The following is a 22,871-nucleotide window of genomic DNA, read 5'->3' on the forward strand; positions in this document are numbered from 1 at the left end:
GATGAAACTACAGAATTCTTTTCGCGACTATTCGGCTGAGTCCGCGCTGTTTGTGCGCCGGGCGCTGGTCGCTTTTTTGGGGATTTTGCTGCTCACCGGCGTGCTGATCGCCAACCTTTATAATCTGCAAATCGTTCGCTTTACTGATTACCAGACCCGCTCGAACGAAAACCGCATCAAACTGGTGCCTATCGCCCCCAGTCGCGGCATCATTTATGACCGTAACGGAATTCCACTCGCCCTTAACCGCACCATTTATCAGATAGAAATGATGCCAGAAAAGGTCGACAACGTTCAGGATACCCTTGACGCGCTGCGTAACGTCGTAGACCTGACGGACGATGACATTGCCGCCTTTAAAAAAGAGCGTGCCCGTTCACACCGCTTCACTTCCATTCCGGTAAAAACTAACCTGAGTGAAGTGCAGGTGGCACGCTTCGCCGTTAATCAATATCGCTTTCCCGGCGTCGAAGTTAAAGGCTATAAACGCCGCTATTACCCCTACGGCTCTGCGCTGACCCACGTCATTGGCTACGTATCGAAGATCAACGATAAAGACGTGGACCGCCTGGACAAAGACGGCAAGCTGGCCAACTACGCGGCAACGCACGACATCGGTAAATTGGGTATTGAACGCTATTATGAAGACGTACTTCACGGCCAGACTGGTTATGAAGAAGTTGAAGTGAACAACCGCGGCCGCGTCATTCGCCAACTGAAAGAAGTGGCACCGCAGGCCGGGCACGATATCTATCTCACCCTTGACCTGAAACTCCAGCAGTACATTGAAACGCTGCTGGCGGGCAGTCGTGCCGCGGTGGTCGTCACCGACCCGCGTACCGGTGGCGTACTGGCACTGGTATCCATGCCGAGCTACGACCCGAACCTGTTTGTCGATGGTATCTCGAGTAAAGATTACTCCGGGTTGCTCAATGACCCGAATACCCCATTGGTTAACCGCGCGACTCAGGGTGTCTACCCTCCTGCTTCGACGGTTAAACCTTACGTCGCGGTTTCTGCATTAAGTGCAGGCGTCATCACCCGCAATACTGGTCTGTTCGATCCGGGTTGGTGGCAATTACCGGGCTCTGAAAAACGTTACCGCGACTGGAAAAAATGGGGGCACGGCCATCTGAACATCACCCGTTCCCTGGAAGAGTCCGCGGATACGTTTTTCTATCAAATCGCCTATGATATGGGGATAGACCGCCTTTCAGAATGGATGAGCAAGTTTGGCTACGGCCAATATACGGGCATCGATCTTGCCGAAGAGCGCGCCGGAAACATGCCAACCCGCGAGTGGAAGCAAAAACGGTTTAAAAAGCCATGGTACCAGGGTGATACCATTCCGGTCGGCATCGGTCAGGGTTACTGGACGGCAACCCCTATCCAGATGAGTAAAGCGCTGATGATCCTTATCAACGACGGTTTGGTAAAAGTCCCGCATCTGCTGATGAGCACGGCAGAAAACGGCAAGCAGGTACCGTGGGTACAGCCACACGAACCACCCGTTGGTGACATTCATTCCGGTTATTGGGAAATCGCAAAAGACGGCATGTACGGTGTCGCGAACCGTCCTAACGGTACTGCACACAAATATTTCGCTGGCGCACCTTACAAAATTGCGGCGAAATCCGGTACTGCACAGGTCTTTGGCCTGAAAGCCAATGAAACCTATAACGCGCACAAGATCGCCGAGCGCTTACGTGACCACAAGCTGATGACGGCCTTCGCACCCTATGATAAGCCCCAGGTTGCTGTTGCCATAATCCTTGAAAACGGTGGCGCGGGCCCGGCTGTGGGTACCATTATGCGCCAGATCCTTGACCACATTATGTTGGGCGACAACAACACCAATCTGCCTGCAGAAAACCCCGCGGTTGCAGCAGCGGAGGACCAATAATCGTGACGGATAATCCGAACAAAAAAACATTCTGGGACAAAATCCACATCGATCCCACGATGTTGCTTATTTTGCTGGCACTGCTGGTTTACAGCTCGCTGGTCATCTGGAGTGCCAGCGGCCAGGATATCGGCATGATGGAGCGCAAGGTCGGTCAGATCGCAATGGGTCTGGTCATCATGGTGGTGATGGCGCAAATCCCGCCCAGGGTTTATGAAGGCTGGGCCCCCTATCTCTACATCTTTTGCATCATTCTGTTGGTGGCGGTAGATGCTTTCGGCGCTATCTCCAAAGGGGCGCAGCGCTGGCTGGATTTGGGTATTGTGCGTTTTCAGCCTTCCGAAATTGCCAAAATCGCCGTGCCGCTGATGGTCGCGCGCTTCATCAACCGTGATGTTTGCCCGCCATCGCTAAAAAATACCGCCATTGCGCTGGTGCTGATATTTATGCCTACCCTGCTGGTCGCAGCCCAGCCTGACCTCGGCACTTCAATTCTGGTTGCCCTTTCCGGCCTGTTTGTTCTGTTCCTTTCCGGTTTGAGCTGGCGCTTAATCGGTGTTGCGGTGGTCCTGGTTGCGGCGTTTATCCCGATACTGTGGTTCTTCCTGATGCATGATTATCAACGTCAGCGCGTCATGATGTTACTCGATCCGGAAACCGATCCACTGGGTGCGGGTTATCATATCATTCAGTCTAAAATTGCTATTGGCTCCGGCGGTCTACGCGGTAAGGGCTGGCTACACGGTACGCAGTCGCAGCTTGAGTTTTTACCCGAACGTCATACAGATTTTATCTTCGCGGTATTAGCGGAAGAACTGGGTCTGGTAGGGATCTTAATTCTGCTGGCGCTGTACATTTTGCTGATTATGCGCGGATTATGGATCGCTGCCCACGCGCAAACCACCTTTGGTCGCGTCATGGCGGGTGGTTTAATGTTGATATTATTCGTTTATGTCTTCGTAAATATTGGTATGGTGAGCGGTATTCTGCCCGTGGTTGGCGTTCCTCTCCCACTGGTCAGTTACGGAGGCTCGGCACTTATCGTGCTGATGGCCGGGTTCGGGATTGTTATGTCGATCCATACCCATAGAAAAATGTTGTCGAAAAGCGTGTAAGGGGTACGCAATGCGTAAGCAGTGGCTTGGTATCTGCATCGCAGCAGGAATGCTTGCGGCGTGTTCGAGTGATGATGGTCAGCAACAGGGTGCTGTCGCGCCGCAGCCTGCGGTGTGTAATGGTCCGATTGTTGAAATCAGCGGGGCCGATCCGCGCTTTGAACCCCTGAACCCAACGGCGAATCAGGACTATCAGCGTGATGGTAAGAGCTACAAAATCGTCCAGGACCCTTCCCGCTTTAGCCAGGCAGGGCTTGCCGCTATCTATGATGCGGAACCAGGAAGCAACTTAACCGCGTCTGGTGAAGCGTTCGACCCGATGCAGTTAACCGCAGCGCATCCGACGCTGCCAGTCCCAAGCTATGCCAGAATAACCAACCTGGCAAACGGCAGGATGATTGTCGTGCGTATTAACGATCGCGGCCCTTATGGCAACGATCGCGTGATTTCACTTTCACGTGCGGCAGCCGACCGTCTGAATACCTCCAACAACACCAAAGTGCGTATCGACCCGATCATCGTCGCCCAGGATGGTTCATTGTCCGGTCCAGGAATGACTTGTACGACAGTCGCAAAGCAAACCTATGCCCTGCCCGCGCGTCCTGATTTAAGCGGCGGTGGCAATATGGGCAGCATGCCTGCGCCATCGGATGCGGGTCAGCCGCAAGGCGATATTCGTCCGATCAGCAATTCCACGCTGAAAAGCGATGATACAACTGGTGCGCCAGTGAACAGCAGTGGATTCCTCGGTGCGCCGACCACACTCGCTGCAGGCGTGCTGGAAGGTAGTGAACCGACTCCGGCTCCGCAACCGACCACTACCGCACCGGTAACGCCAACCGCACCAGCAGCAACACCAACCGCCGTCGCGGCACCTGCGCCAGCGGCAGCGGCAGTAGCCAACGGACGCTACGTGGTTCAGGTTGGCGCTGTCAGCGAGCAGTCGCGTGCGCAGCAGTATCAAAAACGTTTAAGCCAACAGTTTGGCGTCCCAGGTCGGGTGGTACAAAACGGCGCAGTCTGGCGTATCCAGATGGGGCCGTTCGCCAGCAAAGCTGAAGCCTCCACATTGCAACAGCGTCTTCAATCCGAGGCGCAATTACAGTCCTTCATCACTGGCGTGTAATAACGTAAATCAGGTATCTGAACTGTCAGTTTCTGTAAATGACATTAACAAAGTCACGCGGAAAGTCAGATGCCTGCCCGTTTTGCATTTGCTATAGTAGGGCACTTTTTTTAATTTCATCACGGACGTCGTAGTTCAGACCATGAAGACCACTTTTTCCGCTCGTTTCGTGCAGCGTATGGCGCTCACCGCGGCTCTCTGCGCAGCTTCTCTCTCTGCTGCCCATGCCGATGACCTGAATATTAAAACCATGATCCCGGGTGTTCCGCAGATCGATGCGGAGTCATATATCCTGATTGATTACAATTCAGGCAAAGTTCTGGCAGAACAGAACGCTGACACTCGCCGCGACCCCGCCAGCCTGACCAAAATGATGACCAGCTACGTCATCGGCCAGGCGATGAAAGCCGGGAAATTCAAAGAAACCGATCTGGTCACCGTCGGCAATGACGCCTGGGCTACGGGTAACCCGGTCTTCAAAGGTTCATCGTTGATGTTCCTGAAGCCAGGAATGCAGGTTCCTGTTTCCCAGCTGATCCGTGGTATAAACCTGCAGTCCGGGAATGACGCGTGTGTGGCAATGGCGGACTTCGCAGCCGGTAGCCAGGATGCTTTCGTCGGTCTGATGAACAGCTATGTAAACGCGCTGGGCCTGAAAAACACCCACTTCCAGACCGTTCATGGTCTCGATGCTGACGGTCAGTACAGCTCGGCTCGCGACATGGCGATGATTGGCCAGGCACTGATTCGTGACGTGCCTAACGAATACTCTATCTATAAAGAAAAAGAGTTCACCTTTAACGGCATTCGTCAGTTAAACCGTAACGGCCTGCTGTGGGATAACAGCCTGAATGTCGACGGTATCAAAACCGGTCATACCGACAAGGCTGGCTATAACCTGGTTGCATCCGCAACCGAAGGTCAGATGCGTCTGATCTCTGCCGTCATGGGTGGCCGCACCTATAAAGGTCGCGAAACCGAAAGTAAAAAACTGCTGACCTGGGGCTTCCGTTTCTTTGAAACCGTGAACCCACTGAAAGTCGGTAAAGAGTTTGCTTCAGAACCCGCCTGGTTTGGTAACACCGATCGTGCATCGTTAGGCGTAGATAAAGATGTCTACCTGACTATTCCGCGCGGCCGCATGAAAGATCTGAAAGCAAGCTATGTACTGAACACCACGGAACTGCACGCACCGCTGCAGAAAAACCAGGTTGTCGGCACCATCAACTTCCAGTTAGATGGCAAAACTATCGAGCAGCGCCCGCTGGTAGTCCTGCAGGAAATCCCTGAAGGCAACTTCTTTGGGAAAATCATTGATTACATTAAATTAATGTTCCATCACTGGTTTGGCTAAAAATCGAACACTTGAAAGTGTGATTTACGTCCCCATATACTAGGTATCCAGATAACTCCCACGCGCTGTGGGAGTTATTATTTATTGATGTAACGCCGGAGCTGACATGAAAACCAAACTTAACGAACTGCTTGAATTCCCTACTCCATTTACTTACAAAGTAATGGGGCAGGCGTTGCCTGAGCTGGTTGATCAGGTGGTTGAAGTGGTACAGCGCCATGCGCCAGGTGATTACTCTCCGACGGTAAAACCGAGCAGCAAAGGCAACTACCACTCGGTCTCAATCACTATTACTGCTACACACATTGAGCAGGTTGAAACGCTGTACGAAGAATTAGGCAATATCGATATCGTTCGCATGGTACTGTAAAAACCTGTTGGTTACCCGCTGCATCCCCGCTCGGGTAACCCCTCCCTCCTGTGATATACTTTTTCCCCTCTTTTATATTCTCTACTCTATGTGAGTATCTACGGAGATGCCGTTTTGTATCAGGATAAAATTCTTGTCCGCCAGCTCGGTCTTCAACCTTACGAGCCAGTTTCTCTGGCCATGCACGAATTCACCGATACCCGCGATGAAAACAGTTATGACGAAATCTGGCTGGTAGAGCATTATCCTGTTTTTACCCAGGGTCAGGCAGGTAAAGCAGAGCACGTACTGATGCCGGGAGATATTCCGGTGATCCAGAGCGATCGTGGCGGTCAGGTGACTTATCACGGGCCGGGCCAGCAGGTCATGTATGTGCTGTTGAACCTGAAGCGTCGTAAACTTGGCGTTCGCGAACTGGTTACGCTGCTGGAGCAAACCGTGGTGAATACCCTTGCGGAAATCGGTATTGATGCCCACCCGCGAGCCGATGCGCCAGGCGTATACGTTGGAGAGAAGAAAATCTGCTCTTTGGGGTTACGTATCCGTAAAGGTTGCTCATTTCACGGCTTAGCGCTCAACGTGGATATGGACTTGTCGCCTTTCCTGCGTATCAATCCTTGTGGTTATGCCGGAATGGAAATGGCGAAGGTATCGCAGTGGGATAGCACCGCCACGACCGAGAGCATTCGCCCAAGGCTGCTGAGCAACATTCTGGCGCTGTTGGGTAACCCACCGCACGAGTACATCGCGGACTGAAAATACGCGCATACTTTGCCACGGCATATGTTGTGGCAAATGGCACAAAACAACAACTATTTTACATTTTGCCAGCCTGTCAGGCTGCTTTCTGGCCCGTTTCAATGATATACTGCGTATCACTAATTCAAAAATAGTTGATAAATGCAACATTCCCTTGAATTGAAACGCTTTCCTTCGTAATTCGCAACTGGAACACGCAAGCTATGAGTAAACCCATTGTGATGGAACGCGGTGTTAAATACCGCGATGCCGATAAGATGGCTCTTATCCCGGTAAAAAATGTGGCAACAGAGCGTGAAGCCCTGCTGCGTAAACCGGAATGGATGAAAATAAAACTGCCAGCGGACTCCACTCGCATCCAGGGCATCAAAGCAGCAATGCGCAAAAATGGCCTGCACTCTGTCTGCGAAGAAGCTTCCTGTCCTAACCTGGCTGAATGTTTCAATCACGGAACCGCAACCTTTATGATCCTCGGCGCAATCTGTACTCGCCGTTGTCCATTCTGTGACGTTGCCCATGGCCGTCCGGTTGCTCCTGATGCTAACGAGCCGTTAAAACTTGCTCAGACGATTGCTGACATGGCGCTGCGCTATGTCGTCATTACCTCCGTTGACCGCGACGATCTGCGTGACGGCGGCGCTCAGCACTTTGCTGACTGCATCACCGCTATTCGTGAGAAAAGCCCGTCGATTAAAATCGAAACGCTGGTGCCAGACTTCCGTGGTCGTATGGATCGCGCGTTGGATATCCTCACCGACACGCCGCCAGACGTGTTTAACCACAACCTCGAAAACGTACCGCGTATTTATCGCAATGTACGCCCTGGGGCTGACTACAACTGGTCACTGAAGCTTCTGGAACGTTTCAAGGAAGCGCACCCGGAGATCCCGACCAAATCAGGTCTGATGGTCGGTCTGGGCGAAACCAATGCTGAAATCATTGAGGTCATGCGTGACCTGCGCAGCCATGGTGTCACCATGCTGACGCTGGGGCAGTATTTACAGCCAAGCCGCCATCACCTGCCGGTTCAACGCTATGTAAGCCCGGATGAGTTCGATGAGATGAAAGCCGAAGCTATGGCAATGGGCTTTACCCATGCAGCCTGCGGTCCATTCGTTCGCTCTTCATACCATGCTGACATGCAGGCCAAAGGTCTGGAAGTGAAGTAATCGTGTAATACTCACTTACATATCAGCAATAAAAAAACCGGCAAATTGCCGGTTTTTTTTCATGCAGAGTATGCAGTATGAGCATCATGCTCCTGACATTACTCTTTATGAGAAAGCTTCTCAGCCTGAACGCTACCATCAGCATCTTTCTTAGCATCGGCATTATCGTCGTTCATTGCTTTCTTGAAGCCCTTGATTGCCGTTCCCAGGTCTCCACCCAGTGTACGTAACTTCTTGGTACCAAACAGCAGAACAACCAGTGCGGCAACCACCAGCAGTTTGGTAATACTAATCTCACCCATAGATACCTTCTTCACTTAAACCAGGCTGCATAAAGCGCCATATTAACCTGAGAATATTAACGGCCTTTCGACGCGCGCACACAATACCAATCTGTAACAAGGTGAATCAAGCCTTGTTTAAAAAAACGTCATAATAATTGCGGTGGCGCAAAGCGTCGGTTACTTAACACCGGAAGTTGCGCCCTGACCTGCCTTACCCGCTCTGCAGAAACCTCGGCCATAATTAGCGCAGGCGTTTCTGCCGCAGCAGCAATGGTCACACCAAAAGGGTCGATGACCCGGCTTTGGCCGATATTCTTATTACCACACTCTCCCGCCGCAATCAGGTAACACGTTGCATCTAACGCTCTGGCAGCCAAAAGCGTAGACCAGTGATGCTCTTTAAGCGATCCCCGTACCCAGGCTGCGGGTAATACGAGAATTTCCGCTCCCTGCAATGCGTGCGCCAGCGCCAGCTCAGGGAAGCGCAGATCATAACAGGTCATTAACCCTACTTTTAATCCGTCTACGTCCAGCAGAGGCGCTATGGCGTCCCCTGCATCCACATTTCGTGACTCCTGAATCGAAAAGGCGTCGTAGAGATGTAATTTAGCGTAATGGGCCACGACCTGCCCTGCCCGTAGCGCCACCAGCATGTTAAATGCCCGGCCAGACACAGAAGGAACATGAATCGTCAGGATTGTCGTCATCTCGTTTTGCGCGCTTTCTCGCAGCAAGCGCGTCAAAAATCCACCTTCCAGCAATTGAGCTGATTTCACTGACAGGTCTGGGTCCAGATCGTCACGAGCCAGAAGTGCCTCCGGTAATACCAGTAACGATGCCCCCTCTCCCGCAGCCTGGGACATCAGTAAGGCGCAGGTTTCTGCATTTTTTTCCCATGAAGGTCCCACGGCAAATTGCCCTGCAGCAACGAACATATTCCCTCCAGAAAACGTTGTTAGGCTCGCCAACCACGATTATTCAGCGTTACACTGATTCTATATACAATCAAATAGCAGGATTATGCAGTGTTACAACTCCTTTTAGCGGTTTTTATTGGTGGTGGTACAGGTAGTGTAGCAAGATGGATGTTGAGCATGCGATTTAACCCGCTGCATCAGGCCATTCCATTCGGTACGCTGGCTGCAAACTTACTTGGCGCATTTATCATTGGTATGGGTCTGGCGTGGTTTAATCGCATGACAAACATTGACCCAATGTGGAAGGTACTGATTACAACTGGCTTTTGCGGGGGACTAACAACGTTTTCCACTTTCTCTGCTGAAGTGGTGTTTTTGCTACAGGAAGGACGCTTTGGTTGGGCTATGGTGAATGTGCTGGTGAATCTGTTGGGATCATTTGCGATGACCGCCCTGGCATTCTGGCTGGTTTCGGCCTCTCCCGCACACTGAAGCGAAAAAAAACCCGCAATTAAGCGGGTTTTGAATGCTTGCTGCCGTATGCTTACAGAGCGATTACGTTTGCAGCAGAAGGGCCTTTGGCACCGTTAGTGATTTCGAACTCTACACGCTGACCTTCAGCCAGAGTTTTAAAACCATTGGTCTGGATTGCAGAGAAGTGTACGAACACGTCTTTGCTGCCATCTTCCGGAGTAATGAAACCGAATCCTTTGGACTCATTAAACCACTTAACGTTACCTTTAATCTTAGACATCAAAATTACCTTTACATGAAAAATAGACACAAATGCTGTGTCGGGTATCAGTACAACAATTGTGGTGCGCTTTGTCCAGTCGAACTTTATCAAAAAGTGATAAATGTCGCGTTATTTTTCAGTTAAAGTTGATATCTCACTGTTTTTAAAATACTTTTTAATAATCCACCTGACAATACAGGTAGTCCATCAAAACTGGAAACGCATCCACGCAAAGTAGACGTTACCGTTGTTGTAGGTTCCCGGAATGTAAGTCATCTGGAACGTTGCCGGGCCATACCCTATCGATGCCAGCGGTAACAGCACGGGTACCGGAATGTAGTTCCAGTTATCGCGCGCGGTAAAACCGGCGGTAAAACCGAGACCTGTATGGAAATTTTCATCCGCCAGCGGTCGCCAGGTTTTTTCCCAGCCATAGCCGCCAATAGGTTCCCATTTATTGTAGGAATCCTTAAAGGCCATTATATAAAGCCCGTGCCAGTTACCTTTATCATCCCAACGGGATTGACCAAATCCAGCCCCCCACGGGCGTTCATTGTAACGATCCGTTTTTTCTTTATCGTAGGCAAAACGCGCATGCCAGGTAATAGCTGGCACATATAGATCATAATGTTCCGGCTGCTGCCAGGTTTCACTGACGTTGTCTTTAAAAGTAGCGAACCAACCTTTATCTTCAGCAGCGCCCTGGGGAATGAAAGCTAACTGAATAAAAAGAAATGAAAAAATGAGAAAATATCGTTTAGCGACAATCACAACTTAATTACCATCCTGGGATTTATTATTAATTGTAGCAAACCCAACCTTAATGTTAGCTTAACAAAAATGCGCAGCTAAAAAATCAGAATATTCCTCAGCCTATAATTTTTAAGATAATTATCCCTTAATTTATTGAGCCATCTGATAGGAACTATTTTCTCTTTATTGCCAATAAATTGTTCTTTCCTCCGGAAAAAGTTAAATATCATCACAATAAATTAACAACCAAGAATCAACATCGCAACAAAACACACACATCAGCACTGCGCTTCACAGTTTTTTATTGTGAGATTCTTTTTTTAACCACGATGCTGAAAAAACGGCTTAGCCATCGCTTGAATCCGTATTTTTATTGATTTTAATCAGCAAGAGTTATCGGTTTATTAGGCACATTCTGTCACCACTTTTTACTTTTTTTAGTTTTTTTACTTTCTGGGCAGCGATGCGACAGGGGAAACGATGTTGACATTTATTGAACTCCTTATTGGGGTTGTGGTTATTGTCGGTGTAGCGCGCTACATCATTAAAGGTTATTCCGCGACAGGCGTACTGTTTGTTGGCGGTCTGGTTTTGCTGATTATCAGTGCGCTGATGGGGCATAAAGTTTTGCCATCCAGCGCGGCATCGACGGGTTATACGGCAACAGACATTGTTGAATATATTAAAATTTTGCTGATGAGCCGTGGTGGCGATCTCGGCATGATGATCATGATGCTATGTGGTTTTGCCGCCTATATGACCCATATTGGCGCGAACGATATGGTCGTTAAGCTGGCCTCCAAACCTCTGCAATATATCAACTCTCCTTACCTGTTAATGATTGCCGCCTATTTTGTCGCCTGCCTGATGTCACTGGCGGTTTCTTCAGCAACCGGTCTGGGCGTATTGCTGATGGCAACACTGTTCCCGGTCATGGTTAACGTTGGGATCAGCCGTGGCGCTGCAGCGGCCATTTGTGCCTCCCCTGCCGCGATCATTCTTTCACCAACATCCGGTGATGTAGTACTGGCGGCAAAAGCTGCGGAAATGCCACTGATCGATTTCGCCTTTAAAACCACGCTGCCCATTTCCATTGCCGCCATCATTGCTATGGCGATTGCCCACTTTTTCTGGCAGCGTTATCTGGATAAAAAAGAGAACATTTCTCATGAAATGTTAGATGTGGCTGAAATCACCACGACTGCCCCGTCATTTTACGCCATTCTGCCGTTTACCCCGATCGTTGGCGTCCTGATTTTTGATGGTAAATGGGGCCCGCAGCTGCACATCATTACGATTCTGGTTCTGTGCATGCTCATCGCGGCTATTCTGGAGTTCGTACGTGGGTTCAACACCCAAAAGGTTTTCTCTGGTCTGGAAGTCGCTTACCGTGGTATGGCGGATGCCTTTGCTAACGTGGTGATGTTGTTAGTCGCTGCGGGTGTTTTTGCCCAGGGTCTGAGCACAATCGGCTTTATTCAGAGTCTGATTTCTATCGCCACCTCGTTTGGTTCAGCGAGCATTATTCTGATGATGGTGCTGGTGATCCTGACTATGCTGGCGGCAATGACTACGGGTTCCGGTAACGCTCCGTTCTATGCCTTCGTTGAGATGATCCCTAAGCTGGCGCATTCCTCCGGCATTAACCCAGCTTACCTTGTTATCCCGATGCTGCAGGCGTCAAACCTTGGACGCACAATCTCCCCGGTCTCCGGCGTGGTGGTTGCTGTTGCAGGTATGGCGAAGATTTCTCCGTTCGAAGTGGTGAAACGTACCTCGGTTCCGGTTCTGGTTGGGCTGTTGGTTGTGATTATCGCAACTGAAGTGATGGTACCAGGTTCTTCTTCAGCCGTCGTTGGCGGTTAACAATACCTGTCAATACCTGACCTTAATACACAAAATCATTTATGCTGCATCGCGGCGGCAAGTGAAGAAATCCCCAGGAGCATAGATAACTATGTGACTGGGGTTTCTCCACGCAGCCAACAAAGAGGCAGCTTAAAGGATGACGTGTATTAGCCGCCGTGATAAATACGCTGCGGCCTACCCACCTTACCGTGAATAATCTCCGCAATAATCAAATGACGGCTGGCACAGTACTCCAGGTAGCGCCTGGAAGTCGTTCGGCTGATGGTGAGCGCCTGGGCGATCGTTTCTGCTGTATGGTGTACCGTCGGATCGGCAAATAATTTCAGCACTGCATTCAGCGTTAAGGCATCAATCCCGGTCGGTAAATCCCCTTTCGGCTCGCCCCGCGCGTAGGCATTAAACATCTCATCTATCTGCTTTTGACTGGCGCTATCATTACCCGCCAACATGCGTCGACGCTGTTGATAACGCGTCAGGGTCTGCCCCAGCCGCTCGTAGGCAATGGGTTTAACCAGATAATCAAACGCGCCGCTACGCACAGCTTCGGAGACTGTTTCCATGTCGCTGGCCGCCGTGGTAAACACCACACCGCCCGGATAACGCGCCTGGGTTAGCTCATGCAATAACGTAATTCCCTTGCCGTCCGGCAAGTAATTATCGAGCAGAATCAAACCGGGCTTAAAACGCTCAATCATCATCCTCGCTTGCGCAAGATTACCCGCCAGCCATATCTGGCTGAAGCCGGGTATATGGCGGATATATTCAGCATGCATTTCCGCCAGTAGCGTTTCATCCTCAACGATCAATAGCGTTAATGGTTCCGTCATTGTTTTTTTTCACTTTCGGAAGAAATAAAGAAAATAAGGTGCCGCAGGGGGAGTTATCTTCGAGCGTAATCACCCCGTCACAGCGCCTCACATAGCTTGCAATAAGATACAAACCGATGCCATGTTCACCTGGTTCATCGGTACGGGTGCTCACACCCTGTTCAAATATTTTTTCACGCAATGCTTCCGGCACACCGCATCCCTGATCGGCAACTTCGATGATCACGTCATCCCCTTCATCGCTCAAATAGAGCTCTACGACCTTGTTGCCTTGCTGGGTACGCAAGCTCGCTTCAAATGCATTATCAAGTAGATTGCCAACAATTGCTGCAAACTCTGTGCTATCCAGCCCCTCGGGGAGTTGATGCAGTTGGCTGCCTGGAACAATAGTCATGGTAAGACCCAGTTCCCGCGCGCGCTGCACCTTACCAAACAACAGACCGGCTACCTGACGATCGGCAAACGCGCCGCGCAGGCTGTCAATCAGTTGCTGTTGCGCCTGAGATTCTCCCTGCACCATGGCCAGAACCTTGTCATACTCTTTCATTTGCAGCAGGCCATTGATGGTCGACATCCAGTTCAGGTGCTCATGACGCAGCGTTCTCAGGCTCTCTACATACTGTTTGATCTGCGTTAACTGCGCATTAAGAGTAGCAATTTCATCTTTACTACGAAAACTGATGATTGCCCCAAGCAGTTCGTCACCGGAGCGAATCGCCTCACGGTTGGCGATAACGCTCAGTCCATTAAAGTTGACCATCGCGTCCTGTCGTTTTTCCGCAATCTGTTGGGTGAAAAAGTCCGCTGGCTGAACCACCTCACTCACCGGTTTTCCAAGCCACTTTCTCCCAGGTGAAGACAGCCCCAGCATTTTCCTCGCACTGCGGTTTATTGCAGTGATATATCCATCAGGATCCACGGCAATCAATCCTTCATATACCGAGCTGAACAACGCTTCCTGCTGACGTACCACCCGCGCAATTTGTTTCGGTTCCATACCCAACATCTGCCGACGAATATGGGCAGCGAAAAACCAGGAGAGCAGCATAAGTACCAGCAACAGCAAAATAAACACACCGGCCATCGGGAGTAAGAAGTCCGATCGCCAGCTATCGATTTTGCTGATCAGATAACCAATTGAGACTACGCCAATGATTTTGCCATCATCATCAAAGATGGGCGTTTTAGCGCGCATTGCCATCCCGATTGACCCTTTACCGGTAATAAAGTAGCTCTCCCCTTTTTCCAGCGCACCGGGTTTGGTGAACTGCATCGGATAGCCAATCTTTTCCGGGTTCGGATGATATAGACGAATGGAGTTGGTATCCCCGATAACCACATAGTCGAAATCAGTTCCGCTCTGCAGTTTGTCGGCAATCGTCGCCAAACGCTTGTAATCACGATGCTTAACCGCCGTGATGATACTGTCGTTAGAGGCGATGATTTTGGCCTGGTTCATTGCCATATCGCGGACATGCGTTGCCAGATAATCTTCAAAGCTGGCGGTAAAGTATTGTGCCAGGGCGGCGATGATAAAAACAGAAACGACCAAAATAAGCAGAAAGATACGTAAAGGAAACGCCAGACTGCGAAAAAAAGGAAACCGTGTTTTATTTTTCTGTTTTACCATCACATTTTTCCTCACCGACGTTAACTAAAACTAATTTCTCATTGTAGTTGTAATTAAAATGTTCTATTTACACGTTATGGTATAAAACATGATCGTTGCAGATTCCCCACCTTAAATCAATTAAACAAATTAAAACCACACCTTATTTTAGGGTTAAATTAATTAAAAAACTTAAAACCATAAAACACATTAAAACCTTCTAACTTATTGTGAAATAAATCAAAAATTACCTCTAAAATACCCCTTACGATGTATGCAGCAGGGAAAAAAAGAAATACTCCGTAATAAAAAACCATTCCCTTCAGTTGCAAACAAAACGTTATCAGGTTGCTAAACAGAGCAACAAAAACAGAAACCCAGTAACAAATATAGCATCGGGGCTCTATTCACTATGTTCGGTAATAATATATTCACGCAAGTTAAACGCTCAGAAAATAAAAAGATGGCGGCTATCGCGCAATTTCTGAAAGAGAATGATTTGAGCGTTGATACCACCGTCGAAGTATTTATCACCGTCACCCGTGACGATCGTCTGATTGCCTGCGGTGGTATCGCTGGGAATATTATTAAGTGTGTCGCAATCTGTGAATCTGTCCGTGGCGAGGGCTTGGCGCTAACACTGGCGACCGAGTTAATCAACCTTGCCTATGAACGCCACTGTACGCACCTCTTCATCTATACCAAAACCGAGTACGAATCGCTGTTTAAACAGTGCGGTTTTTCTACGCTCACCAGCGTGCCGGGCATTATGGTGCTGATGGAAAACAGTACTACGCGCCTGAAACGCTACGCCGAATCACTGGCAAAACAACGCCATGATGGGAAAAAAATTGGCTGTATCGTCATGAACGCCAACCCTTTCACTAACGGACATCGTTTTCTGATCCAACAGGCAGCCGCGCAATGTGACTGGCTGCATCTGTTTTTGGTGAAAGAAGATACCTCGCGTTTTCCGTATGAAGACCGTCTGGATCTGGTGCTTAAAGGGACAAAAGATATTCCACGTTTAACCGTGCATCGCGGTTCGGAGTACATCATTTCCCGCGCCACGTTCCCGTGTTACTTCATCAAAGAGCAGAGCGTTATTAACCACTGCTACACCGAAATAGACCTGAAAATCTTCCGCCAGTATCTGGCTCCAGCTCTCGGCGTCACACACCGCTTCGTCGGTACTGAGCCCTATTGCACCGTCACCTCCCAGTACAACAACGATATGCGCTACTGGCTGGAGACCCCAACGCTTCCCGCCCCGCCGATTGAACTGGTGGAAATTGAGCGGCTGTGCTTCCAGGAGTTGCCGATTTCCGCCTCCTGGGTGCGCAAGCTGCTGGTTAAAAAAGATCTCACGGCTATCGCATCCCTGGTCCCGGACGCCACGCTGCAGTATCTGCAAAGCATGGTTGAACGAGCCTCATCGGGTGCGGCAGTCCGCCAAAATACCCCCGCATTAGCAACAGGTGAAAAATGAAAATAAACCAGGCAGCCGTCGCAGGCACACTCGAGTCCGGTGATGTGATGATTCGCATCGCCCCACTCGATTCGCAGGATATTGACCTGCAGGTTAACAGTAGCGTCGAAAAGCAGTTCGGTGATGCCATCCGGGCCACCATTCTGGACGTTCTGTCCCGCTACAACGTACGCGGCGTGCAATTGAATGTTGATGATAAAGGCGCACTGGACTGCATTTTACGTGCGCGACTGGAAGCACTACTGGCCCGCGCTGGCGGTATTCCGGCACTGCCATGGGAGGATTGCCAGTGATTTCCGAATCTTTGCAACAACGTAAAACCCGTACCCGCCGCAGCATGTTGTTCGTACCGGGCGCCAATGCCGCCATGGTCAGCAACTCGTTCATCTACCCGGCAGATGCGCTGATGTTCGATCTCGAAGACTCCGTCGCGTTGCGTGAAAAAGATACCGCTCGCCGCATGGTGTACCACGCGCTGCAGCATCCGCTGTATCACGACGTTGAAACCATCGTGCGCGTAAACGCCCTCAACTCCGAATGGGGCATCAACGACCTCGAAGCCGTGGTACGCGGCGGTGCTGACATCGTACGTTTACCGAAGACCGATACCGCGCAGGATGTCATCGACATCGAAAGCGAAATTCTGCGTATCGAAAACGCCTGTGGCCGTGAACCCGGCAGCACCGGTCTGTTAGCCGCCATCGAATCGCCGTTAGGCATTACCCGTGCGGTAGAAATTGCCCATGCTTCCGAACGTCTGATCGGTATTGCCCTGGGTGCGGAAGACTATGTACGTAACCTGCGCACTGAGCGCTCCCCGGAAGGGACTGAACTGCTGTTTGCCCGCTGCTCTATTTTGCAGGCTGCACGTTCTGCCGGTATTCAGGCGTTCGACACCGTGTATTCCGATGCCAACAACGAAGCGGGTTTCCTGCACGAAGCCGCACACATCAAGCAACTGGGTTTTGACGGCAAATCGCTCATCAACCCGCGCCAGATCGAACTCCTGCATAACCTGTACGCCCCAACGCGCAAAGAGCTGGCTCACGCCCGTCTGGTCGTAGAAGCCGCTGAAGCCGCTGCTCGCGAAGGTCGTGGCGTAGTTTCCCTGAATGGCAAAATGGTCGACAGCCCGGTTATCGAGCGCGCCCTTCTGGTTATCTCCCGTGCAGAACTTTCCGGCATTCGCGAAGAATAAGGCAAAAAAATGACGCAGAAAATCGAACAGTCTCAACGCCAGGATCGCGTGGCGACCTGGAGCCGTCATGCAGAAAGTGAGCTTTCCGCTTATCAGAGCACCGCAAAAACAGAATTGCAGGCGCAAAAACCGCGCGACAAAAAGCTGTGCGCTAACCTGGAAGACGCCATTCGCCGTTCAGGTTTACAGGACGGCATGACCATCTCTTTCCACCACGCTTTCCGCGGTGGCGATCTGACGATTAACCTGGTGATGGACGCCATCGCCAGTATGGGCTTTAAAAACCTGACGCTGGCCTCCAGTTCCCTGAGCGATTGCCATGCTCCGCTGGTTGAGCACATCCGTCAGGGCGTGGTTAGCCGCATTTATACCTCCGGTCTGCGTGGTCCGCTGGCGGAAGAAATCTCACGTGGCCTGCTGGCCGAACCGGTACAGATTCACTCCCACGGTGGCCGTGTACATCTGGTACAAAGTGGCGAACTCAGCATTGATGTGGCGTTCCTCGGCGTGCCGTCCTGCGATCAGTTTGGTAACGCCAACGGTTATACCGGTAAAGCGTGCTGCGGCTCACTGGGCTATGCCCGCGTAGACGCCGAAAACGCGAAACAAGTTGTCCTGCTAACTGAACAGCTGCTGACCTATCCGCATAACCCGGCCAGCATTACGCAGGATCAGGTGGATCTGATCGTGCAGATCGATCAGGTCGGCGATGCGGACAAAATTGGTGCCGATGCGACCCGCATGACCACCAACCCGCGTGAACTGTTAATCGCCCGTAGCGCGGCAGAGGTCATTGCTAACTCCGGCTACTTCAATGAGGGCTTCTCACTGCAGACAGGAACCGGCGGCGCTTCTCTGGCCGTTACGCGTTTCCTGGAAGACAAAATGCGCAGCCGCGATATCCGTGCTGACTTCGCGCTGGGCGGCATTACCGCTACCATCGTTGACCTGCACGAAAAAGGCCTGATTCGCAAGCTACTGGACGTTCAGAGTTTCGACCGTAACGCCGCAGAATCACTGGCCCGCAATCCGAACCACATTGAGATCAGTGCCAACCAGTATGCCAACTGGGGCTCGAAAGGCGCGTCCGTCGATCGTCTGGACGTCGTGGTGCTCAGCGCGCTGGAAGTTGATACCAGCTTCAACGTTAACGTACTGACCGGTTCTGACGGCGTACTGCGTGGTGCTTCCGGTGGTCACTGCGATACCGCGGTTGCCGCTGCGCTGTCTATCATCGTCGCGCCGCTGGTTCGCGGACGCATCCCGACGCTGGTTGATAACGTGCTGACTTGCGTAACCCCTGGCTCCAGCGTTGACATTCTGGTCACTGACCACGGTATCGCCGTCAACCCTGCACGTCCGGAACTGGCAGAACGTCTGAAAGAAGCCGGTATGAAAGTGGTGTCCATCGAATGGCTGCGCGAACGTGCACAGCAACTTACCGGCCAGCCTCGCGCTATCGAATTCACTGACCGCGTGATTGCCGTTGTGCGTTACCGCGATGGTTCAGTGATTGACGTTGTGCATCAGGTGAAGGAATAAGCCATGCACCTGCTCCCTGAATACGCCACCCAACACGCGGTTTCCATTCCCGAGCTGCTCGCCAGCCGTGATGAGAGACAAGCAAGGCAACAGGACTGGCTGACACGCCACTCTGCGCCGCTGGTCTCGTTTACCGTAGTCGCACCGGGGCCGATTAAAGACAGCGAATTAACGCGTCGCATCTTTAATCACGGCGTAACCGCCCTGCTCGCGTTAGCGGAACAATCCGCCTGGATTGTCAGGGAGCAAACAGCGCTGGTTTCTGCCAGCGGTCCGGAAGGTCTTTTGTCTATTGAGGCTCCGGCCCATGACCTCAAGCTCGCCACGATTGAACTCGAGCATTCACACCCGCTGGGACGGCTATGGGACATCGATGTCCTGACTCCTGAAGGGGAAATTCTGTCCCGGCGTCATTTCGCACTCCCTGCCCGCCGCTGTCTGCTGTGCGAGCAAAGTGCTGCCGACTGTGCGCGGGGTAAAACCCACGCGCTTTCCGACTTACTCACTCAGATGGAGGCACTGCTGCATGATGCCGATTCCCGCAACATCAACCAATAACGCAGTCCTTCCTCTGGATCTGCCTGATGCTTACGCAACGCTTGCGTGGCGCGCCATGTTGACTGAAGTCAACCTGTCGCCCAAACCCGGCCTGGTAGACCGTATTAACAACGGCGCGCATAAAGATATGGCGCTGGAAGATTTTCATCGCAGCGCTGAAGCGATTCAGTCATGGCTGCCACGTTTTATTGAATATGGGGCGTTTAGCGCACAGCTGTCGCCTGAGGATGTATTGAAAGGACTGCGCCCGCTGGGTATGGCCTGCGAAGCCGATATGTTCCGCGCTACCGCCGGGGTGAACACCCATAAAGGGAGCATCTTTTCTCTGGGCCTGCTGTGTGCCGCCATTGGCCGCCTGCACCAGCTCCAACTAACTGTTACCGCTGAAACCATTTGCTCTACGGCAGCAACATTTTGCCGTGGCCTGACCGAGCGCGAACTGCGCCAGAACAATCAACAACTCACGGCTGGCCAACGTCTTTATCAGCAACTGGGATTAACCGGCGCACGGGGCGAAGCCGAAGCGGGATACCCGCTGGTCATCCAGCATGCCCTGCCGCACTACCGCGCACTGCTGACTCAGGGCCGCGACCCTGAACTGGCGTTACTCGACACATTATTGCTGCTGATGTCTATCAACGGCGACACCAACGTGGCTTCACGTGGCGGCGCAGAAGGTCTGCGTTGGCTACAGCAGCAGGCCACCGCCCTGATGCAGCAAGGGGGGATTCGTACCCCTGCCGATCTCGAATATCTACACCAGTTCGACCAACAGTGCATTGAACGCAACCTCAGTCCCGGAGGCTGCGCCGATCTGCTGATCGTCACCTGGTTCTTAGCTCAGATTTCACAAGTTCATCATTATCACAATTAAAGATCCTTTCCGGAGAATCACACACATGTCTTTAGCAAAAGATAAAATATGGAAGTTGCTGGCCCCATTGGTCGTAATGGGCGTCATGTTTCTTATCCCCGTCCCTGATGGAATGCCTCCGCAGGCCTGGCACTACTTTGCCGTATTCGTGGCAATGATTGTCGGTATGATCCTGGAGCCAATCCCGGCAACAGCGATCAGCTTTATCGCCGTAACGATCTGCGTTATCGGCAGCAACTATCTGCTGTTTGATGCTTCAGAACTGGCCGACCCGGCGTTTAAAGCGGGTAAGCAAGCGCTGAAATGGGGTCTGGCGGGTTTCTCCAGCACCACCGTGTGGTTGGTGTTTGGTGCGTTTATCTTCGCACTGGGTTATGAAGTCACCGGTCTGGGTCGTCGTATCGCGCTGTTCCTGGTGAAATTCATGGGTAAACGTACCCTGACGCTAGGCTATGCGATTGTTATCATCGACATTCTGCTGGCGCCGTTTACACCGTCTAACACCGCGCGTACCGGTGGTACCGTATTCCCGGTTATCAAAAACCTGCCGCCGCTGTTTAAGTCATTCCCGAACGATCCTTCCGCGCGCCGTATCGGCGGATACCTGATGTGGATGATGGTAATCAGTACCAGCCTGAGCTCCTCTATGTTCGTGACCGGCGCTGCGCCTAACGTACTGGGCCTGGAATTCGTCAACAAAATTGCCGGTATTCAAATCAGCTGGTTGCAGTGGTTCCTCAGCTTCCTGCCGGTCGGTATTATTTTGCTGATCGTTGCTCCGTGGCTGTCCTATGTTCTGTACAAGCCAGAAGTCACTCACAGTGCTGAAGTTGCCGCATGGGCCGGTGATGAACTGAAAACCATGGGTAAACTGACGCGCAAAGAGATGACCCTGATCGGTCTGGTTCTGCTCAGCCTGGGTCTGTGGGTCTTTGGTGGTAAACTGATTGATGCAACCGCAGTGGGTTTGCTGGCTGTCTCCCTGATGCTGGCGCTGCACGTGGTACCATGGAAAGACATTACCCGCTATAACAGTGCATGGAACACCCTGGTTAACCTCGCCACGCTGGTCGTTATGGCGAATGGTTTAACCCGTTCAGGCTTCATCGACTGGTTCGCCAACACTATGAGCACGCACCTGGAAGGCTTCTCGCCTAACGCGACCGTGATCGTTCTGGTGCTGGTGTTCTACTTTGCTCACTACCTGTTTGCCAGCCTTTCTGCTCACACCGCCACCATGCTGCCGGTTATTCTGGCTGTCGGTAAAGGTATCCCGGGCGTGCCGATGGAACACCTGTGTATCCTGCTGGTACTGTCCATCGGTATCATGGGCTGTCTGACTCCATATGCAACAGGTCCTGGTGTTATCATCTACGGCTGTGGTTACGTGAAGTCCAAAGACTACTGGCGTCTGGGTGCTATCTTCGGCGTTATCTACATCGCTATGCTTCTGCTGGTCGGTTGGCCGATTCTGGCAATGTGGAGCTAATCATTCCTGTTCACGCCTGATCAAAATGATGCCAGTCAGCTAAACCTGACTGGCATTTTTTATGATTAAATAGATGATATTCAGAATTTATATAAGTATCCGAAATCATCATGACATCAACATGGCGTTATTCTTCGTTGCTGGCAGCACTCCTGCTGCCAGTTTCTGCAGCTCAGGCCGATGAACTTCAGGCAAAACAGTACGCTGATTTTGACAGCTACGTGCTGGCCCTCTCCTGGCAAACCGGATTTTGCCAAAGCCAACACGAGCGTAATCGTCAGGAGCCTGACGAATGTCGTTTACAAAAAGAGAGCGCAGACAAAGCAGATTTCCTGACCGTTCACGGTTTATGGCCCAGCCTGCCTAAATCCATTGCCGCCCGTGGAGTAGACAACCGCCGTTGGATGCGTTTTGGCTGCGCGACTCGCCCTATTCCCAACCTGCCTGAAGCCCGCGCCAGCCGTAAATGCGCGGCCCCCGAAACCGGGCTGTCGCTGGAAAGCGCGGCAAAACTCAGCGCTGTAATGCCCGGCGCTGGAGGGAGATCCTGTCTGGAACGTTACGAGTATGCCAAACATGGCGCGTGTTTCGGTTTTGATCCCGACGCATACTTCGGCACGATGGTGCGGCTGAATAATGAGGTTAAGAACAGCGAGGTGGGCAAATTCCTGGCGGAAAACTACGGCAAAACCGTCAGCCGTAACGCATTTGACGCCGCCGTTGCCAAAAGCTGGGGGAAAGAGAACGTCAAAGCAGTGAAGCTAAGCTGCCACGGCAATCCGGCGTATCTCACTGAGATCCAGTTATCCCTGAAAGCCGACAACATCAACCAGACGTTATCTGCACAGTCATTCTTACCGCAACCGCATCCGGGTAGCTGCGGTAAACAGTTTATTATCGACAAAGTGGGATACTGAAACGCGCGACCGA

23 protein-coding genes are annotated in these 22,871 nt (G+C 51.5%); 17 read left to right on the plus strand and 6 right to left on the minus strand.

The genetic code is table 11. From position 1 onward, the window contains the following. Position 1 precedes the first annotated feature (1 nt). From mrdA to lipA, 7 genes are all read left to right on the plus strand, one after another. Entirely contained in the window at positions 2-1,903 is a 1,902-nt protein-coding gene (mrdA, locus tag OGY83_RS09775) for a peptidoglycan DD-transpeptidase MrdA (RefSeq protein ID WP_057063295.1), read from the plus strand. Positions 1,904-1,905: 2 nt separating this feature from the next. Beyond that, positions 1,906-3,018 (plus strand): peptidoglycan glycosyltransferase MrdB, encoded by a 1,113-nt coding sequence (gene mrdB / locus OGY83_RS09780; protein ID WP_003022718.1) that lies wholly within the window; start codon positions 1,906-1,908, stop codon positions 3,016-3,018. Positions 3,019-3,028: 10 nt separating this feature from the next. Further along, positions 3,029-4,144 carry an endolytic peptidoglycan transglycosylase RlpA gene (gene rlpA, locus OGY83_RS09785; RefSeq protein WP_286635771.1) on the plus strand — a complete coding sequence of 372 codons (1,116 nt, stop codon included), beginning with the start codon at positions 3,029-3,031 and terminating at the stop codon, positions 4,142-4,144. A 142-nt stretch (positions 4,145-4,286) separates the two neighbouring features. Then, positions 4,287-5,498 (plus strand): D-alanyl-D-alanine carboxypeptidase DacA, encoded by a 1,212-nt coding sequence (dacA, locus tag OGY83_RS09790; RefSeq protein WP_003022711.1) that lies wholly within the window; start codon positions 4,287-4,289, stop codon positions 5,496-5,498. 106 nt (positions 5,499-5,604) lie between these two features. Beyond that, positions 5,605-5,868, plus strand: a complete 264-nt coding sequence (gene ybeD, locus OGY83_RS09795) for a DUF493 family protein YbeD (protein WP_003022706.1) — start codon at positions 5,605-5,607, stop codon at positions 5,866-5,868. Positions 5,869-5,982: 114 nt separating this feature from the next. After that, positions 5,983-6,624: a lipoyl(octanoyl) transferase LipB gene (gene lipB, locus OGY83_RS09800; RefSeq protein ID WP_079936941.1), complete on the plus strand. Its 642-nt coding sequence runs from the start codon at positions 5,983-5,985 to the stop codon at positions 6,622-6,624. A gap of 206 nt (positions 6,625-6,830) precedes the next feature. Then, positions 6,831-7,796 carry a lipoyl synthase gene (lipA, locus tag OGY83_RS09805; RefSeq protein ID WP_194211070.1) on the plus strand — a complete coding sequence of 322 codons (966 nt, stop codon included), beginning with the start codon at positions 6,831-6,833 and terminating at the stop codon, positions 7,794-7,796. A gap of 98 nt (positions 7,797-7,894) precedes the next feature. Here the strand turns inward: lipA and tatE are convergent, their stop codons facing one another. Further along, positions 7,895-8,098: a twin-arginine translocase subunit TatE gene (gene tatE / locus OGY83_RS09810; RefSeq protein ID WP_003022699.1), complete on the minus strand. Its 204-nt coding sequence runs from the start codon at positions 8,096-8,098 to the stop codon at positions 7,895-7,897. A 128-nt stretch (positions 8,099-8,226) separates the two neighbouring features. After that, entirely contained in the window at positions 8,227-9,015 is a 789-nt protein-coding gene (locus OGY83_RS09815; protein WP_286635772.1) for a deaminated glutathione amidase, read from the minus strand. A 90-nt stretch (positions 9,016-9,105) separates the two neighbouring features. Between OGY83_RS09815 and crcB the strand changes: the two genes are divergently transcribed. After that, a complete protein-coding gene (gene crcB / locus OGY83_RS09820; RefSeq protein ID WP_003831281.1) occupies positions 9,106-9,489 on the plus strand; it encodes a fluoride efflux transporter CrcB in 384 nt (127 codons plus the stop codon). A gap of 52 nt (positions 9,490-9,541) precedes the next feature. On the opposite strand, the gene cspE is transcribed toward crcB, so the two are convergent. Both cspE and pagP read right to left on the minus strand, forming a co-directional pair. Then, positions 9,542-9,751 carry a transcription antiterminator/RNA stability regulator CspE gene (gene cspE, locus OGY83_RS09825; protein ID WP_000034825.1) on the minus strand — a complete coding sequence of 70 codons (210 nt, stop codon included), beginning with the start codon at positions 9,749-9,751 and terminating at the stop codon, positions 9,542-9,544. Positions 9,752-9,940: 189 nt separating this feature from the next. Continuing rightward, on the minus strand, positions 9,941-10,504 hold the full coding sequence (gene pagP / locus OGY83_RS09830) for a lipid IV(A) palmitoyltransferase PagP (RefSeq protein WP_003831280.1): 564 nt from the start codon (positions 10,502-10,504) through the stop codon (positions 9,941-9,943). Between the two features lie 462 nt (positions 10,505-10,966). On the opposite strand from pagP, the gene dcuC reads away from it, so the two are divergent. After that, positions 10,967-12,352 (plus strand): anaerobic C4-dicarboxylate transporter DcuC, encoded by a 1,386-nt coding sequence (gene dcuC / locus OGY83_RS09835; protein ID WP_003835592.1) that lies wholly within the window; start codon positions 10,967-10,969, stop codon positions 12,350-12,352. 149 nt (positions 12,353-12,501) lie between these two features. Here dcuC and dpiA read toward each other — a convergent pair whose 3' ends face one another. After that, positions 12,502-13,182: a two-component response regulator DpiA gene (gene dpiA / locus OGY83_RS09840; protein WP_003831279.1), complete on the minus strand. Its 681-nt coding sequence runs from the start codon at positions 13,180-13,182 to the stop codon at positions 12,502-12,504. Beyond that, a complete protein-coding gene (gene dpiB / locus OGY83_RS09845) occupies positions 13,151-14,812 on the minus strand; it encodes a sensor histidine kinase DpiB (protein ID WP_079936945.1) in 1,662 nt (553 codons plus the stop codon). The genes dpiA and dpiB overlap by 32 nt, the downstream gene beginning before the upstream one ends. A 391-nt stretch (positions 14,813-15,203) precedes the next feature. Here dpiB and citC point away from each other — a divergent pair, with 391 nt between their 5' ends. The 8 genes from citC to rna all read left to right on the plus strand — a co-directional run bounded on the left by citC (position 15,204) and on the right by rna (position 22,858). Then, complete coding sequence (gene citC / locus OGY83_RS09850) at positions 15,204-16,280, plus strand: [citrate (pro-3S)-lyase] ligase (protein ID WP_079936946.1); 1,077 nt, start codon at positions 15,204-15,206, stop codon at positions 16,278-16,280. Then, the gene (gene citD / locus OGY83_RS09855; protein WP_003831276.1) at positions 16,277-16,573 is read left to right on the plus strand and encodes a citrate lyase acyl carrier protein; all 297 of its coding nucleotides are present in this window, start codon (positions 16,277-16,279) and stop codon (positions 16,571-16,573) included. Before citC ends, citD begins: the two co-directional genes overlap by 4 nt. Beyond that, entirely contained in the window at positions 16,570-17,478 is a 909-nt protein-coding gene (locus OGY83_RS09860; RefSeq protein ID WP_286635773.1) for an aldolase/citrate lyase family protein, read from the plus strand. The genes citD and OGY83_RS09860 overlap by 4 nt, the downstream gene beginning before the upstream one ends. Positions 17,479-17,487: 9 nt before the next feature. Beyond that, positions 17,488-19,020, plus strand: coding sequence for a citrate lyase subunit alpha (citF, locus tag OGY83_RS09865; protein WP_079936947.1), 1,533 nt, complete (start codon positions 17,488-17,490; stop codon positions 19,018-19,020). Positions 19,021-19,023: 3 nt separating this feature from the next. Next, on the plus strand, positions 19,024-19,578 hold the full coding sequence (gene citX / locus OGY83_RS09870; RefSeq protein ID WP_286635774.1) for a citrate lyase holo-[acyl-carrier protein] synthase: 555 nt from the start codon (positions 19,024-19,026) through the stop codon (positions 19,576-19,578). After that, entirely contained in the window at positions 19,547-20,452 is a 906-nt protein-coding gene (gene citG, locus OGY83_RS09875; protein ID WP_003831272.1) for a triphosphoribosyl-dephospho-CoA synthase CitG, read from the plus strand. The genes citX and citG overlap by 32 nt, the downstream gene beginning before the upstream one ends. Before the next feature lie 25 nt (positions 20,453-20,477). Then, entirely contained in the window at positions 20,478-21,941 is a 1,464-nt protein-coding gene (gene citT, locus OGY83_RS09880; protein WP_079936949.1) for a citrate/succinate antiporter CitT, read from the plus strand. Between the two features lie 110 nt (positions 21,942-22,051). Continuing rightward, the gene (rna, locus tag OGY83_RS09885; protein ID WP_003835606.1) at positions 22,052-22,858 is read left to right on the plus strand and encodes a ribonuclease I; all 807 of its coding nucleotides are present in this window, start codon (positions 22,052-22,054) and stop codon (positions 22,856-22,858) included. The last annotated feature ends 13 nt before the right edge of the window (positions 22,859-22,871 follow it).

Source organism: Citrobacter sp. Cpo090, from assembly GCF_030332665.1.
GTDB classification, from domain to species: Bacteria; Pseudomonadota; Gammaproteobacteria; order Enterobacterales; family Enterobacteriaceae; genus Citrobacter; species Citrobacter portucalensis.

What these genes read in the sequence shown, in the direction of transcription:
- tatE (WP_003022699.1), bottom strand. Translation starts at nt 8,098, where the DNA reads ATGGGTGAGATTAGTATTACCAAACTGCTGGTGGTTGCCGCACTGGTT.
- dpiA (WP_003831279.1), bottom strand. Translation starts at nt 13,182, where the DNA reads ATGACGGAACCATTAACGCTATTGATCGTTGAGGATGAAACGCTACTG.
- citG (WP_003831272.1), top strand. Translation starts at nt 19,547, where the DNA reads ATGATGCCGATTCCCGCAACATCAACCAATAACGCAGTCCTTCCTCTG.
- cspE (WP_000034825.1), bottom strand. Translation starts at nt 9,751, where the DNA reads ATGTCTAAGATTAAAGGTAACGTTAAGTGGTTTAATGAGTCCAAAGGA.
- rna (WP_003835606.1), top strand. Translation starts at nt 22,052, where the DNA reads ATGACATCAACATGGCGTTATTCTTCGTTGCTGGCAGCACTCCTGCTG.
- citD (WP_003831276.1), top strand. Translation starts at nt 16,277, where the DNA reads ATGAAAATAAACCAGGCAGCCGTCGCAGGCACACTCGAGTCCGGTGAT.
- dcuC (WP_003835592.1), top strand. Translation starts at nt 10,967, where the DNA reads ATGTTGACATTTATTGAACTCCTTATTGGGGTTGTGGTTATTGTCGGT.
- citT (WP_079936949.1), top strand. Translation starts at nt 20,478, where the DNA reads ATGTCTTTAGCAAAAGATAAAATATGGAAGTTGCTGGCCCCATTGGTC.
- citF (WP_079936947.1), top strand. Translation starts at nt 17,488, where the DNA reads ATGACGCAGAAAATCGAACAGTCTCAACGCCAGGATCGCGTGGCGACC.
- rlpA (WP_286635771.1), top strand. Translation starts at nt 3,029, where the DNA reads ATGCGTAAGCAGTGGCTTGGTATCTGCATCGCAGCAGGAATGCTTGCG.
- citX (WP_286635774.1), top strand. Translation starts at nt 19,024, where the DNA reads ATGCACCTGCTCCCTGAATACGCCACCCAACACGCGGTTTCCATTCCC.
- mrdA (WP_057063295.1), top strand. Translation starts at nt 2, where the DNA reads ATGAAACTACAGAATTCTTTTCGCGACTATTCGGCTGAGTCCGCGCTG.
- dpiB (WP_079936945.1), bottom strand. Translation starts at nt 14,812, where the DNA reads ATGGTAAAACAGAAAAATAAAACACGGTTTCCTTTTTTTCGCAGTCTG.
- ybeD (WP_003022706.1), top strand. Translation starts at nt 5,605, where the DNA reads ATGAAAACCAAACTTAACGAACTGCTTGAATTCCCTACTCCATTTACT.
- citC (WP_079936946.1), top strand. Translation starts at nt 15,204, where the DNA reads ATGTTCGGTAATAATATATTCACGCAAGTTAAACGCTCAGAAAATAAA.
- lipA (WP_194211070.1), top strand. Translation starts at nt 6,831, where the DNA reads ATGAGTAAACCCATTGTGATGGAACGCGGTGTTAAATACCGCGATGCC.
- dacA (WP_003022711.1), top strand. Translation starts at nt 4,287, where the DNA reads ATGAAGACCACTTTTTCCGCTCGTTTCGTGCAGCGTATGGCGCTCACC.
- OGY83_RS09815 (WP_286635772.1), bottom strand. Translation starts at nt 9,015, where the DNA reads ATGTTCGTTGCTGCAGGGCAATTTGCCGTGGGACCTTCATGGGAAAAA.